The following is a 15025-nucleotide window of genomic DNA, read 5'->3' on the forward strand; positions in this document are numbered from 1 at the left end:
GGCCGCATCATGCGGCCCTGCTATCGGCTTCAGCCGATGGAAACGTCCCAGGGAGCCACGACCTGCCAGTCGAGGTTCTTTTCCATGGCCTTGACTTCCTTGGTTGCCCAGCGCGACATCGCCTGAGAATACCATGGAAGGAAGGCCCAGTCGTCGCGGAACACCTTCTGGGCTTCCTGTGCCAGCTTGACGCGATCCGGGTCGTCGGCAGCCTTGGTCGCCGCTTCGGCAAGCAGGCTATCCACCTTGGCGTTCTTGTATCCGCCGAGCTTGTTCTGGGCATTCGAAGACGAGGACGCGATGGAGCCTGCAAGATAGGAGACGGCATCGGGAACACGTGTGCCGACGTCATCACGGAAGATCTGCACCGCGTTCTGGTCCGGACCGGCATAGGAGTCCTGCTGCGGCTTCATATCGACTGCGGTGATGCCGAGGTTCTGGCGCCACTGCTCGGCGATGAACTGGGCGGCCGCCTGGATCGCCGGGCCGGAAATGCCGACGAACAACAGCTTGGGAAGACGCTCCGGACCACCATAGCTCGATTCAGCCAGCAGCTTCTTGGCCGCTGCCGGATCATACGGATAGGGTTCGAAGCCGGAATTGTCCGCTCCCGGAACCGAGTTCAGGATCTGGTCGGCCTTCTTGTGTGGACCATCCGGATAGGACGCCTTGAACAGACCATCGCGATCGACCGCCATGATCAGCGCCTGGCGAACCTTGGGGTCATCCATTGGCGCGCGCGACGTGTTGAACCAGAAATGCTGGCTGGTCGGGATCAGCGGGCCTGCGGAAAATTCCGGGCCGAGATCCTGGATGATCGTCGATGTGACGAGCTCGGTATGAGCATTATATTCGCCTGATTTGATCAGCGACGTCGCGGTGACATTGTCTTCGATAGAGCTGATCTCAATGCGGGCGAGCTTCGGCTTCGGGCCGAAGAACTTCTCGTTCGGCTCGAAGGTGAGTGTGCCGGCATCGATATCGATTGCCGTCAGTTTGAATGGGCCGGAATAGACGGCCTTGCTGTCTGGCTTGTACCAATCAGCTACTTCCTCGCCATCGCTACCGCGCGACTGTTCAGCCTTGGTGATCGGAACGATATGGTTGGCGAGACGCATGAAGAAGATCGGATCGGCTTCCGTCAGCGTGCAGACAACGGTCGATTCGTCAGGCGTTGCAACGCCGGTCAGCTCATTGCCGGAACCGTCAGACATTTCCTTATAACCGGCGACCTTGCTCAGAACCTGATCGACGCGCTGGTTCTTCGTATTGGGCATGGCGGAAACCTGCCACGAGCCCTTGACATCGGCCGAGGTAATCTTGCTGCCGTCGGAGAAGACGGCCTTCGGGTCGATCTTGAAAGTCCATACCTTTTTGTCCGGCGAGTCCCAGCTCGTGAAGACGTAAGGCTGGATCTTGCCTTCCGTGTCGAAATACATCGGCGAAGCCCACCAGAAGGAGTTCCAGCGGAAGGTTCTGCCGCCGCCGCGCAGCGGCGACCAATCCTGGTCGAAGGCCGGATTGATGGCCTTCAAGACCTGGCCGTCCTGCGCCATGACGATGCGGGCGCTCGCGCCAAAGAGCGAGAAGCCGACGCCGGCCGCAAGCCCGAGCTTCAGCGCGTTACGACGGGAAATCTGCGAAAAGTTTTGGTCGTTACCAATTGTCATTTGCTCCTCCGTGGCAAATAGCGCGCCTTTCGAAAGACCTCCCCGAAGCTGCGCGATATGGCCCTGACATTTGCGCGATAATGTAAATCTGTCAATGGAAAATAACGAATGAAAGATTAAATGCGATAACGCCAATTATTTATCTAGCAAAATCAATATCATAAAGATTGGCGTTCGAAGTTTTCAGATTTGTAAGATTGACAACTCCGTCACATTGGGATGAATACGACGGCGTAAGAACGTGCCTGGAGGCCCGATCTGACGAGGAGGACAACTTTGAGCAATCACAAGATTACAGGCGTTTATAGCGCCGCTACCACCCCTCTCAACGCCGATGGCAGCCCGGATCTCGGCCTGTTCACCGAACATTGCCAGCGACTGATCGAAGAAGGTTGTCACGGCGTGGCGCTGCTCGGAACGACGGGCGAAGCCAACTCCTTCTCTTCCGCTGAGCGCCGTGTGATCCTTGAAGCCGCACTGAAGGCTGGCATTCCCTCGGACAAGCTCCTGCCGGGCACTGGCGTTGTCGCCATTCCCGAGACAGTCGAGTTGACGAAACATGCGCTCTCGCTCGGCGTTACCAAGGCGGTCATGCTGCCCCCCTTCTATTACAAGGGCGTCTCCGACGAAGGGCTGTTCACTGCCTATGCGCAGATTCTGGAGAAGATCGGCGATACCAGGCTGCAGGTGATCCTCTATCATATCCCGCAGGTCTCAGGCGTTCCGCTCTCCATTCCGCTGATTAGCCGCCTTGTCGAAGCCTTCCCGGAGACGGTCGTCGGCATCAAGGAATCTGCCGGTGATTTCAATAACATGCAGGAAATCATCGCAACCTGCCCTGGCTTCTCGGTACTCTGTGGTGCCGACCCGCTGCTGTTACCACTCCTGAAGGCTGGCGGCGCCGGCTGCATCACCGCCACGTCGAACCTCGTCGCAAACTCGCTGCGCACGGTTTACGACCACGTTCACGACGAAACGAAGGGTGCAGCGGTCGAGGCCGCACAGGCGCGCATCAATGCCTTCCGCACCCTGTCGAACTCCTATGTCCAGATCCCCACGATCAAGGCCATGGTCGGCCTGAAGACCGGCAATGCAGATTGGAGACGCACGCGCCCGCCGCTGGTGCCGCTCAATGATGCCGAATACGCGGCACTCGCCGAAGGCTATGCCAAGCTGCCGTAAAGGAGGAATGCCATGCAACCGACAGGTTTGAAGCCCGAGGACGTGCCGGCTTTGATGGACGGTGTCCTCAGGACAAATACCGCCCAGACTGGCCGTTTTGATGCCTATCTGCCCTCTCCCTGCATTCAGAACCATGCCGCCAATCTCGCCTTTCTGGCCGATGGCACGCTGACCTGCGTCTGGTTCGGCGGCACGATGGAGGGCATGGGTGACATCTCGATTTACATGTCGCGGCTCGCTCCCGGCGCGGATCGCTGGTCCGAACCTGAGAAAATGTCTGATGATCCGGCGAGATCCGAGCAGAATCCCTTGATTTTCAACGCACCGGATGACCGTGTCTGGCTGCTCTATACTTCGCAAACGTCTGGCGACCAGGACGGCGCAGTTGTCAAATGCCGGATCTCCGCAGACGGCGGCAAGAGTTTTGCCGCACCCACCATCCTCTGCGACCTGACCGGCACCTTCGTGCGCCAGCAAATTATCGTGAATGGCAATGGCGACTGGCTGCTCCCCGTCTTCCGCTGCATCAGCCTACCCGGCCAGAGATGGAGCGGCGACGCCGACACAGCAGGCGTTCTGATCTCCCGCGATCGCGGAAAAAGCTGGCAGATGAAGGAGATAGAAAACACTCTGGGTGCCGTGCACATGAATATCGTGCCGGTCGGTGCCGACAGGATGATCGCTTTCTTCCGCGACCGATATTCGGAAAACATTCGCGCTTCGCTGTCGTCAGACCAAGGCGAGACCTGGAGTGCGCCGGAGCCGACCAATCTGCCCAACAACAATTCCTCGATCCAGGCCACAAGGCTGACGGACCGGAGAATCGCGATGGTTTACAACCACAGCAACGCCGCCTCCTCCGACGCCAGACGTCAGTCCCTCTATGACGAGATCGAAAGCGACAAGGCGCCTGTCGCAGAAATGTCGAATATCCCGGCCAGAAAGGCCATCTGGGGAGTTCCGCGCGCGCCGCTCAGCCTTGCGGTTTCTGCCGATGCAGGCGGTCATTTCGAACGTAAACTCGATCTCGATACCGGCGACGGCTACTGCCTGAGCAACAATTCGAAGGATAGGCTCAATCGCGAGTTCTCCTACCCCTCCATCACGCAGGGGCCGGATGGCGCACTTCACGTGGCCTACACCTATTATCGACGCGCCATAAAATATGTCCGCCTTCCATTAGAATCAATTACTTAGAAGTCATCACAAATAGCCGACTGCGAGTATTGGCGGGCAGAATGTTTGAAGCAATTCGGCCCGCCAATACTCGCAGTCATTTTACAAATGAACCACACGCGATTGACAAGCTGAGCCAGCGAGACGAAGCGCCGTCTCGGAATACATATATTTATATATATCAACATGTTGCGCTGAATTCGCGGCTCAAGAAACCCCTTGCGATCGCCGAAACCAATCAACATGTGATAAAAATCCGCATTCATTCTTGCCAAAAACCATCGGACAGGATAACAACTTTACATGATAGACGGTCAAGTCCGTCGCGCATCGGGAGGACCGTTTATGGTCAGTTTGGATTCACCTGTTACCGTTGTTCGGCCACACCTGATCGAGTTCGGCGTCGGAACCTCGGGGAAATTGGGCGCCTGGGCGGCCAGCAAGGGTTATCTCCGAACGCTGATTATCTCGGACGCCTTCAATGCCGCACGCATCGATATGTTGCAGTTGAACGGCGAAGTTTCGGTCTTCTCGGATGTTACGCCCGAGCCGGATATTGCCAATCTCGACAAGGTGCTTGCTGCGGCCGAAGCGGCGCAGGCTGAGCTCATCGTCGGCTTCGGCGGGGGCAGCGCCATGGACCTGGCCAAGCTCGCTGCCGTACTTGCCGGCTCTCGGCAGACGCTTCGCGAGGTTGTCGGCCCCAACAAGGTGCAGGGTCCGCGAAAGGTAGCGCTCGCGCAGGTTCCGACGACATCGGGCACGGGCAGCGAGGCCGGCATCCGCGCTCTGGTAACAGATCCCGAGACCAAGGCCAAACTCGCGGTCGAGAGCCTTCACATGCTCGCCGACATTGCCGTCATCGATCCGTCGCTGACCTTCTCCGTTCCGGCCCGCACCACGGCGGCAACCGGTGTCGATGCCATGGCCCATTGCGTCGAGGCCTTCACCAATCGCAAGGCGCATCCGATGATCGACATGTATGCGATCGAAGGAACGCGGCTTGTCGGCAAATATCTTGCGCGCGCCGTCCGCGACGGCTCGGATGCCGAAGCTCGTGCCGGCCTTTCGCTGGCCTCGCTCTATGGCGGCTTCTGCCTCGGCCCGGTCAACACGGCGGGCGGCCATGCGCTTGCCTATCCGCTCGGCACCCGCTGGCACGTCGCTCACGGCGCCGCCAATGCGCTGATCTTCCCGCATGTACTCGCCTTCAACACACCGGCCGTACCGGAGAAGACAAAGGCGGTAATGGAAGCCCTCGGCTATGACACGTCCGATACCGTCCAATCGGTCTTCGATGCAGCCTATGCCTTTTGCGCCGACCTCGGCATCGAAATGACCTTGTCGGGCCTCGGCGTGCCGAAGAACGATCTCGACGCCATGGCTGACGACGCGTTCGCCATCCGCAGGCTGCTCGACAACAATCCGCGCGACTTGACGCGTACTGACATACGCTCGATCTATGAAGCGGCCTATTGAGGCGGGGCTTTCAAGAGGAATTTGATTGATGGACAGAAATGCAAAAGTCGCGGTGACCCTTGGTGACCCCGCCGGCGTTGGCCCCGAAGTGATCGTCAAGGCGCTGATCGCCCTGCCGGCAGCCGAACGGCGCGATTTCGTCATCGTCGGCAACACAGAAGCGCTGGAGCGAGCTGCGCGCGCGGCCGATGTCAGCCTGAGCTTCGGCCCCTCAGCCTCCGACGATGGAAATACCATCGCCGTCGATGAGGTGCCGCTTGATGCCCCCCTCCCCGAGATCGGCAAGGTCAGCCCTGTTGCGGGCGATGCGTCGGTTCGCTACATCGCCCGCGCCGTCGATCTGGCAATGTCGAAAGAAGCCGACGTCATCGTTACGGCGCCGATCAACAAGGAAGCGATGAACCTCGCCGGCCATCATTTCGATGGCCATACCGGCCTGCTGGCACACCTGACCGGTTCCAAGAGCTCCTTCATGCTGCTCGCCTCCGAGCGGCTGAATACCATTCACGTCTCCACCCATGTCTCGCTGAAAGGTGCGATCGAGCGGGCGAAGACCGAACGCGTGCTCGCAACGATCGAAGCCGGCCACAATCACTTCATGCGCCTCGGCAAGAAGGCTCGCATCGCCGTTGCCGGTCTCAACCCGCATTGCGGCGAAAACGGCCTCTTCGGAACCGAAGACACGGAATTCCTGGCACCTGCCGTCGAACTCGCACAGGCGAAGGGTATCGACGTGGTCGGACCCATCTCCGCCGACACGGTCTTTGCCCGCGCTTATAACGGTGCCTTCGATCTGGTGATCGCGCAATATCATGACCAGGGTCACATCCCGATCAAGCTGGTCGCTTTTGATACCGCCGTGAACGTCTCCCTCGGCCTGCCAATCGACCGCGTCTCCGTCGACCACGGCACCGCCTTCGACATCGCCGGAACCGGCCGCGCCAACCACGTCAACATGTTGTCGGCCATCGCTTATGCACGGCTGATGGCGAGGTCTCCACGCCGGGCGGCAGTGCCTGCCTCCTGAGCAATGGAGGCCTAATCAGTGCCTGGCCGCAAGAGCCGCCAGTAGCCGGCTTTTCCGCCGGCATACGCGATAGAGGCCGTCCGGCCCATCCTCGGCGCGATTGGATACCAACGTCTATCGCGACCACCGTGCTATAATGTGGTCTGTATTCGCCAGCAGCTTGCGGACGGCGTTGCGCGCCATGTTCGGTCGTTGCAATCGGATGCTTTTCTCAATGTTTTCATGAAGCTTGATAACGTATTGCAAGTCGTCTTCCTCTCGCGTGACATGGGCGAAAAGGTGGTTCAGCGCCGATTCGATCAATACGCCGAGCGGCACCAGGAGATCATTTCCCGAGGCATGCAAGATCGCGATGTGAAATCGCGCATCGGCTTCTGTTCGCTGCTGGAGTGACGTCGCCTGGTCCATGTCTCGCAGGGCTTGACTGATCGCCTCCATCTGGGCCTCGCTTCGGCGCGCAGCAGCAAGCGCTGTCGCTTCCGGCTCGATCATGTGCCTGAGTTCTTGCACCGCCCGTAAAAATGATTCGCGATCGGGAGAGGCCACATACCAGCCCAAAACATCCCGATCCAGCAGGTTCCACCGCTCCTTGGGTTCGACCCAACTGCCGATTTTCGGGCGCGAGGAAAGCAGGCCCTTTGCCATCAGCATCTTGATCGCCTCGCGCACCGCCGACCGGCTGACGTCAAAGACTTGTGACCATTTTGCCTCGTTTGGCAGGATCGTGCCGGGCGGATAATCACCACGCACTATCCTGAGGCCGATCTCGCCTGCCAAAGACAGATGAACACTCGCTCCGGTCATGCGGGCGGCATTTGGGCGCCTTGTGGTAGCTGAGCTGTCAGCCGTCGCCACCTCGACCGGGGTCGTCGGCCTTCCCGATTTCTTGTCAGGCATTTATTTCTACTGCCTCAGCATTCTTTCGACTGTCCGCATGGACCATCAAAACAATCGTAATAACGAGGAAGTCGCCTGCGATTGGATCCGGCGCAGCGCGCGGAATTCAGGGCGCGTCAAGCCCTGCAGATCTTTCGATCCGTCACATGAAGGCAGTCGGCGCACCCTGACCCGGTGCGCCGAGCGATGAGCCTACTTTTGAATGCAGGTATCAACCGTGTCCTTCGTGCACTCATCGAGGCCGGTGAAGACCGGATCGTCGACTGCCTTGCCCGCAATCAGATCCATCATCACTGTCGGTGCCTTGTAGCCCATCTCGAACGGCCGTTGACCGACGAGTGCAGTCACCAGGCCTTCCTTCGCAATGGCAATCTCGTCGCCGATCGTATCGGCCGCACCAATGACGAATTCATTGCTGCCAATCTTCTCAGCCATCGGCTTGAACAGGTCGCGATAGGGTTGCGGTGCGCCGAACAAGGGCCAGCCACCCATGATGCCGAATGCATCGAGGTCGGGATTGGCCGCGAGGATATCGGTCATTGCCTGCACGCCCTTGGCACCGTCGTCATTGGTAAAGACCGGGCAGCCGGCGACTTCCGTCCAGCCACCTTCGCCTTTCAATTCCGTAAGGCCCTTCTGGCCGGTGAGCGTGTCACGCATACCCTGCGCGCGACGCAGGATATTGTCTGCTCCCGGATTGCCTTCGATTGTGCAGATCTTGCCACCCTTCGGCTTGGCCTTCTTGATGTACTCACCGATACGTGCGCCCATCAGATAGTTGTCAGTGCCGAGATAGGTCTTGCGCAAGGCTGCGTCCTCGGCTGCAAGATCGGCATCAAGCGTCATCACCGGAACGCTCGGATTGGCGGTCTTCAGTGTCTGGGCGATGAGCTTTGCGTTTGACGGCGAAATCGCGATTGCGGCAGTGTCTGCCTTACCCAACATATCCTGTACGATCTGCGCTTCGCCGGCTTCATCGGATGTTGATGCCGGACCGGTGTAGAAGCACTCATATTCCGCGGAAGGGTTCTCCTTGTTCCACTTCTGGCAACCCTGATTGATTGCTTCGAAGAACGGATTGTCGAGACCCTTCACGACGATGACGAGTTGCTTCTTCGCCAAGGCCTGCCCTGCGGTTAATGCTAAAACTGCGGCTGTAAGTAGTAATGCCTTCCTCATGGTTTCCTCCCTTGAAACAGACGGGCACGGCATGCCCGCCACACGAAATCAACCCGGATACCACACGATACGAGGCTCCTCCTTCGAACGCTCGTATTGCCACGCCGAGTTGATAAGCATTTCGAGATCGTAGTCTGGCCGCCAATTGAGCAGGTATTTCGCCTTGCTGTTGTCCATCCAGTTGGAATGGAAGCGGCTTGGTATCTCGACCGAGTCGAGATTTCGCGTGCGGGACAGGTAAGCGGCGACTTCAGCATAGTCGACGGGTCGGTCCATGCAGATATTGAAGAGTTGCCTCTCCGCCCTGGGGTTGTCGATCGCTGCCAAAATTGCCGATACGAGGTCGTCGACATGCACGAAATTGCGTTTCAGCGGACGACCGTCAGCATCAAGCAGCAGCGGCACCGTGCCCACGGCCGCATAGCGTCGCGCCGCTTCTTCCGGAACGAGCGTCTTCCAGTCCGGGCCGCCAAAGACGTCATCCCCAAAGGACAACGAATACTTGAAATCGTCCTTCTCCATGATCCACGGCGCCCGGAGGCAACACCCGTTAAGGCCATACTGAATGCCGAACTGCTCCAGCATGACCTCCTCAAGAACCTTGGAGAGCGCATAGCTTCCGGGATAGGCGCAATGGGGGGCGCTCTCGGTGATCGGACCGGGATGGCGATAGTGGAAATGCCCAATGCCCGCGTCGCCGCCGATCAGGATGAACTGATGTGCCGTGACGCTTCCGCGGAACTCTTCGAGAAGCCAGAAGAGACCCTTGACCGTAACGTCCATGACGTCTTCAGGGGTTTCCTTACACGTGGCGAGATGCACGACATGGGTAACATCGTTCAGCGCTGCTGCCACGATATCGCGATCGGCGATCGAGCCGCGGATGACTTCGACGCGATCGGTCGCCTCGCACAAACGGTTGTGACAAAGCGCGCGAACACGGGCTTTGGAAAATCTCGGATCGTCAAGCAGCCCAGCAATGAAGCGCTGCCCGACCTTGCCCGTCGCACCGGTAACAAGGATCAGCATGCTCTCTCTCCCAGTGATAGCTAATATTCGCGCGCCACTTCCGTCAATTGATATTTGTCTGACAAAACAGATTTTTGTTACAATAGGCTCAGCATCTCGGACAATGAGTTGACGCTGTCGCAGGGTTTTGCGTAAATGCTCATATTCGCTTTTCCTGGGAGGATATTGGAGAAGCGAATTCGCCTGAGCCTCGCATCAAAAACAGGCTGGGCTTGGAGCGAACGGATAGCGACAGTTTTGGGAGGCCAGAAGGCTGGTGGCGGTTCTCGAGCTCACCAATATTTCCAAACATTTCGGTGCCATCCAGGCCGTCAACGACGTTTCGTTTTCGCTCGAAGCGGGACAAGTCGTCGGCCTCATGGGTGACAACGGCGCGGGCAAGTCCACGCTGGTTAAGATGATCGCCGGCAACTTTCGACCGAGCCACGGAACCATGAGTCTCGATGGAACCGAGATCGTCCTGCATAAGCCGAAGGAGGCGCGGCTGCATGGCATCGAAATCGTTCATCAGGATCTGGCGCTCTGCAACAACCTTACGGCGGCGGCAAACGTGTTCCTCGGACGAGAATTGCGACGCGGCATATGGCCCGTTCGCATTCTCGACTACAAAGCCATGTACAAGCGCGCCGGCGAGATCTTCCGCGAGCTCAAATCGGAGACGCGGCCACGCGATCTCGTCAAGCAGATGTCAGGTGGCCAGCGGCAAGCAGTCGCGATTGGCCGGACGATGCTGTCGGAAGCGAAAATCGTGCTGATGGACGAGCCGACGGCCGCCATTTCCGTGCGCCAGGTCGCCGAGGTTCTCAATCTGATCCGCGAATTGCGTGACCGGGGCATTGTCGTCGTCCTGATCAGCCACCGCATGCCCGACGTCTTTTCGGTCGCAGACCGTGTGATCGTGATGCGGCGCGGTAGAAAAGTAGCCGACAAGCCAATTGCGGCAAGTTCGCCTGAGGAAGTGACGGGGCTTATCACCGGCGCCATCGAACAGGTGTGATCGATGCTATCCGCCGCAGCGAGAAAGAAGAAGGTCGACGATGGCGATTACACTTGACCAGACGATCGGGCAGAAGCAACGGAGCTGGCTTGCGTCGATCTTGGGCGGCCAGACATTCTGGGTTCTGATTGCCGTCATTCTCGCCTGCATCTTCCTGTCGATGGCGACAGATTCCTTTGCAACGTCGAAGAACATCTACAACATCACCCGCAACGTCACGTTCGTCGCAATTATCGCGCTGGGCATGACGCTGGTCATCATCACCGGGGGCATCGATTTGTCCGTTGGCTCCGTGCTCTGCCTGTGCAGCATGGTGCTGGCGGTCGTTATGCATGCGGGATACAGCATTGAGATCGGCATCGCCGCGTCGATCGGGACTGCTCTTGTGGTCGGAGCGTTCAACGGCCTATTGATTGCCTATCTCGGCTTCCCACCCTTCGTCGTCACGCTCGGGATGTTATCGATTGCGCGCAGCCTGGCGATGGTCGCATCCAACAACACCGTCGTTTTCCAGTTTGGGCCCGATCACGACAAGCTGCTGGCGCTGGGTGGCGGCGCCTGGCTTTTCGGCATCGCCAATCCGGTGCTCTACATGATCGTGCTGGCGCTCCTTACCGGCTTTGTGCTGCGCTGGACCAAGTTTGGCCGCTACGTTTTTGCCATCGGCGGTAATGAGCACGCCGCGACGCTGACAGGCGTTCCCGTACAGATGATCAAGGTCGTCGTATATATGATCTCCGCCCTCTCGGCTGGGGTCGCCGGCATCATTCAAACCGGCTGGCTCGGAGCAGTCACCACAAATATCGGCGCGGGCATGGAACTCCAGGTCATTGCGGCCGCCGTCATCGGCGGCGCCAATCTGGCTGGCGGCGTCGGCACTGCCTTCGGGGCGTTGATCGGCGCCGCGCTCATCGAGGTGATCCGCAACAGCCTCGGCCTGCTCGGCATCAACGCGTTCTGGCAAGGCTGCTTTATCGGCGGGGCGATTGTGCTCGCCGTTCTCTTCGACCGAATTCGCAACCTGCGACGCGATGAATAGGCGAACGCGGTTCCTCAAGCTGTTGCAAAGCGGGTCCCGTTAAATGTTTCCAGGCTCGCACCTGCGTCACGACTAGCCATATTCGGTCATTTGCTAGTCGCACCGACAATCAGCGTTCGGGCACGGCAAGCCCCGCTGCAGACACACCAAAGCCCTCCGAGATGGAGGGCTTTTGTTTTGATCCTTTAGGAGGGACTGTTTGTTTTGGTTACGGTGTTTGTGGCATCCGCTTCACTTGGCCTTGAGGTTATGGTCCGCAGGACGGCGAGTCACCCTCGCCAGCGGCGATAGTCACCGTGGGATGTCTTTCGCGAGACGAGAGAGGGGAAGATTTGTGGGGTGCTCTGGCTTTGCAGTTTTCTGTTTTGCTAGGTCGGCTTTGGGCGTTTTGGCGGCTTTCGAGCGCGTTGCATGCTCGCCGTGTTATCAAACAAAAAAAGCCCGCTTGGATGCGGGCTATATGTTTGGTTGCGGGGGCAGGATTTGAACCTGCGGCCTTCAGGTTATGAGCCTGACGAGCTACCGGGCTGCTCCACCCCGCGTCCAGCGCAAATCCCTTTGGGATTTGTCGCGGCTACGCAAAGCGCGTGCGCTTTGCGGATCTGTGCCGAGCAAATTGCGAAGCAATTTGTCTCGTGTTCATGAGGCACCAAACACAAAAGGCCGCTTTGATAGCGGCCCTTTGATCGGCTTTGGGCCGTAGAGTTTGCGAAGAGAAGATTTGTTTTTCACGAGTTGCGTTTAGCAGACCTGGCAGCGACCGACTCTCCCGCGTCTTAAGACGAAGTACCATAGGCGCTGGGGCGTTTCACGGCCGTGTTCGGAAAGGGAACGGGTGCAGCCACCCCGCCATGACCACCAGGTCAGCGAAGCGCAACTTGTGTGAGAAGCTGGTGATGTTTTCACATCGTTTATTTGAACACGTCTTCAGCATCATCACCCGAACAAACACTGTCGTGTTTGCCGGTGATGAGCATAGTCAATGAGAACGATCAAGCCAATCGAGCTATTAGTACCGGTAAGCTTCATGCGTTGCCGCACTTCCACACCCGGCCTATCAACGTGGTCGTCTTCCACGGCTCTGATAGGGAACACTCGTTTCCAGGTGGGTTTCCCGCTTAGATGCCTTCAGCGGTTATCCCGTCCATATATAGCTACCCTGCTATGCCCTTGGCAGGACAACAGGTCCACCAGAGATATGTCCATCCCGGTCCTCTCGTACTAGGGACAGATCCTGTCAATATTCCTACACCCACGGCAGATAGGGACCGAACTGTCTCACGACGTTCTGAACCCAGCTCACGTACCGCTTTAATTGGCGAACAGCCAAACCCTTGGGACCTGCTCCAGCCCCAGGATGCGATGAGCCGACATCGAGGTGCCAAACAACCCCGTCGATATGGACTCTTGGGGGTCATCAGCCTGTTATCCCCGGCGTACCTTTTATCCGTTGAGCGATGGCCCTTCCACGCGGGACCACCGGATCACTATGACCGACTTTCGTCTCTGCTCGACTTGTCAGTCTCGCAGTCAGGCGGGCTTATGCCATTGCACTCGACGACCGATTTCCGACCGGTCTGAGCCCACCATCGCGCGCCTCCGTTACTCTTTCGGAGGCGACCGCCCCAGTCAAACTACCCACCATACACTGTCCCGGACCCGGATAACGGGCCGCGGTTAGACATCCATGACGATAAGGGTGGTATTTCAAGGATGGCTCCACAGAAACTGGCGTCCCTGCTTCAAAGCCTACCACCTATCCTACACATGCCGACACGAATGCCAGTGTAAAGCTATAGTAAAGGTGCACGGGGTCTTTCCGTCTGACCGCAGGAACCCCGCATCTTCACGGGGAATTCAATTTCACTGAGTCTATGTTGGAGACAGCGGGGAAGTCGTTACGCCATTCGTGCAGGTCGGAACTTACCCGACAAGGAATTTCGCTACCTTAGGACCGTTATAGTTACGGCCGCCGTTTACTGGGGCTTCGATTCAAAGCTTGCACCTCTCCTCTTAACCTTCCAGCACCGGGCAGGCGTCAGACCCTATACGTCGTCTTGCGACTTCGCAGAGCCCTGTGTTTTTGATAAACAGTCGCTACCCCCTGGTCTGTGCCACCCCACCATAGTTGCCTACAATGGGGTCACGCTTCTTCCGAAGTTACGCGTGCAATTTGCCGAGTTCCTTCAACATAGTTCTCTCAAGCGCCTTGGTATACTCTACCTGACCACCTGTGTCGGTTTCGGGTACGGTCTATACGGTGGAGCTATTTCCTGGAACCGCTCCGCTGCCCATCCAATCCAATAAGAATGAACAACTTGTGCGATCCGTCACTTCCACCAGGCCCACGAATATTAACGTGGTTCCCATCGACTACGCGTGTCCGCCTCGTCTTAGGGGCCGGCTAACCCTGCTCAGATTAACTTTAAGCAGGAACCCTTGGTCTTTCGGCGAGAGGGTCTCTCACCCTCTTTATCGTTACTCATGTCAACATTCGCACTTCCGATACCTCCAGGACCCCTCACAGGTATCCCTTCATCAGCTTACGGAACGCTCCGCTACCACTCCTCAAAGAGGAATCCTCAGCTTCGGTGCATGGCTTTAGCCCCGTTACATTTTCGGCGCAAAGACCCTTATTTAGACCAGTGAGCTGTTACGCTTTCTTTAAATGATGGCTGCTTCTAAGCCAACATCCTGGTTGTTTTGGGATCCTCACATCCTTTCCCACTTAGCCATGACTTGGGGACCTTAGCTGGAGGTTAGGGTTGTTGCCCTTTTCACGACGGACGTTAGCACCCGCCGTGTGTCTGCCTGGTAGTACTTCCCGGTATTCGGAGTTTGGTTAGGATCAGTAAGACGGTGAGTCCCCATAGCCCATCCAGTGCTCTACCCCCGGGAGTATTCGCCAGACGCTCTACCTAAATAGATTTCGCGGAGAACCAGCTATTTCCGAGTTTGATTGGCCTTTCACCCCTAGCCACAAGTCATCCCAATCTATTGCAACAGATGCGGGTTCGGTCCTCCAGTTGGTGTTACCCAACCTTCAACCTGCTCATGGCTAGATCACTCGGTTTCGGGTCTAATGCAACAAACTATATCGCCCTATTCAGACTCGCTTTCGCTGCGCCTACACCTACCGGCTTAAGCTTGCTTGTTACACTAAGTCGTTGACCCATTATACAAAAGGTACGCCGTCAGGGTTGCCCCCTCCGACTGTTTGTAGGCATCCGGTTTCAGGTACTATTTCACTCCCCTTGTCGGGGTGCTTTTCACCTTTCCCTCACGGTACTTGTTCGCTATCGGTCATGCACGAGTACTTAGGCTTGGAGAGTGGTCTCCCCATGTTCAGA

10 protein-coding genes, 1 tRNA gene and 2 rRNA genes (1 of these 13 only partly in view) are annotated in these 15025 nt (G+C 57.7%); 6 read left to right on the forward strand and 7 right to left on the reverse strand.

Going from position 1 to position 15025, the window contains the following annotated elements:
- Positions 1–29: 29 nt before the first annotated feature.
- Complete coding sequence (locus LVY75_28420; protein ID XAZ22703.1) at positions 30–1670, reverse strand: ABC transporter substrate-binding protein; 1641 nt, start codon at positions 1668–1670, stop codon at positions 30–32.
- 276 nt (positions 1671–1946) lie between these two features.
- Between LVY75_28420 and LVY75_28425 the strand changes: the two genes are divergently transcribed.
- From LVY75_28425 to pdxA, 4 genes are all read left to right on the forward strand, one after another.
- A complete protein-coding gene (locus LVY75_28425) occupies positions 1947–2852 on the forward strand; it encodes a dihydrodipicolinate synthase family protein (GenBank protein ID XAZ22704.1) in 906 nt (301 codons plus the stop codon).
- A 12-nt stretch (positions 2853–2864) separates the two neighbouring features.
- A complete protein-coding gene (locus LVY75_28430) occupies positions 2865–4049 on the forward strand; it encodes an exo-alpha-sialidase (protein XAZ22705.1) in 1185 nt (394 codons plus the stop codon).
- 324 nt (positions 4050–4373) lie between these two features.
- Entirely contained in the window at positions 4374–5507 is a 1134-nt protein-coding gene (locus LVY75_28435; protein XAZ22706.1) for an iron-containing alcohol dehydrogenase, read from the forward strand.
- A gap of 28 nt (positions 5508–5535) precedes the next feature.
- Positions 5536–6534 carry a 4-hydroxythreonine-4-phosphate dehydrogenase PdxA gene (gene pdxA / locus LVY75_28440; GenBank protein XAZ22707.1) on the forward strand — a complete coding sequence of 333 codons (999 nt, stop codon included), beginning with the start codon at positions 5536–5538 and terminating at the stop codon, positions 6532–6534.
- Positions 6535–6648: 114 nt separating this feature from the next.
- On the opposite strand, the gene LVY75_28445 is transcribed toward pdxA, so the two are convergent.
- From LVY75_28445 to LVY75_28455, 3 genes are all read right to left on the reverse strand, one after another.
- Positions 6649–7431, reverse strand: a complete 783-nt coding sequence (locus LVY75_28445; GenBank protein XAZ22708.1) for a FadR family transcriptional regulator — start codon at positions 7429–7431, stop codon at positions 6649–6651.
- Between the two features lie 192 nt (positions 7432–7623).
- Entirely contained in the window at positions 7624–8610 is a 987-nt protein-coding gene (locus LVY75_28450; GenBank protein ID XAZ22709.1) for a substrate-binding domain-containing protein, read from the reverse strand.
- 48 nt (positions 8611–8658) lie between these two features.
- Positions 8659–9639 carry an NAD(P)-dependent oxidoreductase gene (locus LVY75_28455; GenBank protein ID XAZ22710.1) on the reverse strand — a complete coding sequence of 327 codons (981 nt, stop codon included), beginning with the start codon at positions 9637–9639 and terminating at the stop codon, positions 8659–8661.
- A 256-nt stretch (positions 9640–9895) separates the two neighbouring features.
- Between LVY75_28455 and LVY75_28460 the strand changes: the two genes are divergently transcribed.
- Together LVY75_28460 and LVY75_28465 are read left to right on the forward strand one after the other, a co-directional pair.
- The gene (locus LVY75_28460; protein ID XAZ22711.1) at positions 9896–10636 is read left to right on the forward strand and encodes an ATP-binding cassette domain-containing protein; all 741 of its coding nucleotides are present in this window, start codon (positions 9896–9898) and stop codon (positions 10634–10636) included.
- A 40-nt stretch (positions 10637–10676) separates the two neighbouring features.
- Complete coding sequence (locus LVY75_28465; protein XAZ22712.1) at positions 10677–11675, forward strand: ABC transporter permease; 999 nt, start codon at positions 10677–10679, stop codon at positions 11673–11675.
- A 465-nt stretch (positions 11676–12140) separates the two neighbouring features.
- Here the strand turns inward: LVY75_28465 and LVY75_28470 are convergent.
- From LVY75_28470 to LVY75_28480, 3 genes are all read right to left on the reverse strand, one after another.
- Positions 12141–12217: transfer RNA gene (locus LVY75_28470), tRNA-Met, on the reverse strand.
- A gap of 206 nt (positions 12218–12423) precedes the next feature.
- A 5S ribosomal RNA gene (gene rrf, locus LVY75_28475) occupies positions 12424–12538 on the reverse strand.
- 125 nt (positions 12539–12663) lie between these two features.
- Positions 12664–15025: ribosomal RNA gene (locus LVY75_28480) — 23S ribosomal RNA — on the reverse strand (it continues 437 nt past the right edge of the window).

Origin of the sequence: Sinorhizobium sp. B11 (assembly GCA_039725955.1) — a bacterium.
GTDB lineage: Bacteria > Pseudomonadota > Alphaproteobacteria > Rhizobiales > Rhizobiaceae > Rhizobium.

Coding starts and splice junctions, on each gene's coding strand:
- LVY75_28435 (XAZ22706.1), top strand. CDS start 4,374: ATGGTCAGTTTGGATTCACCTGTTACCGTTGTTCGGCCACACCTGATC.
- LVY75_28420 (XAZ22703.1), bottom strand. CDS start 1,670: ATGACAATTGGTAACGACCAAAACTTTTCGCAGATTTCCCGTCGTAAC.
- pdxA (XAZ22707.1), top strand. CDS start 5,536: ATGGACAGAAATGCAAAAGTCGCGGTGACCCTTGGTGACCCCGCCGGC.
- LVY75_28445 (XAZ22708.1), bottom strand. CDS start 7,431: ATGCCTGACAAGAAATCGGGAAGGCCGACGACCCCGGTCGAGGTGGCG.
- LVY75_28465 (XAZ22712.1), top strand. CDS start 10,677: ATGGCGATTACACTTGACCAGACGATCGGGCAGAAGCAACGGAGCTGG.
- LVY75_28455 (XAZ22710.1), bottom strand. CDS start 9,639: ATGCTGATCCTTGTTACCGGTGCGACGGGCAAGGTCGGGCAGCGCTTC.
- LVY75_28450 (XAZ22709.1), bottom strand. CDS start 8,610: ATGAGGAAGGCATTACTACTTACAGCCGCAGTTTTAGCATTAACCGCA.
- LVY75_28430 (XAZ22705.1), top strand. CDS start 2,865: ATGCAACCGACAGGTTTGAAGCCCGAGGACGTGCCGGCTTTGATGGAC.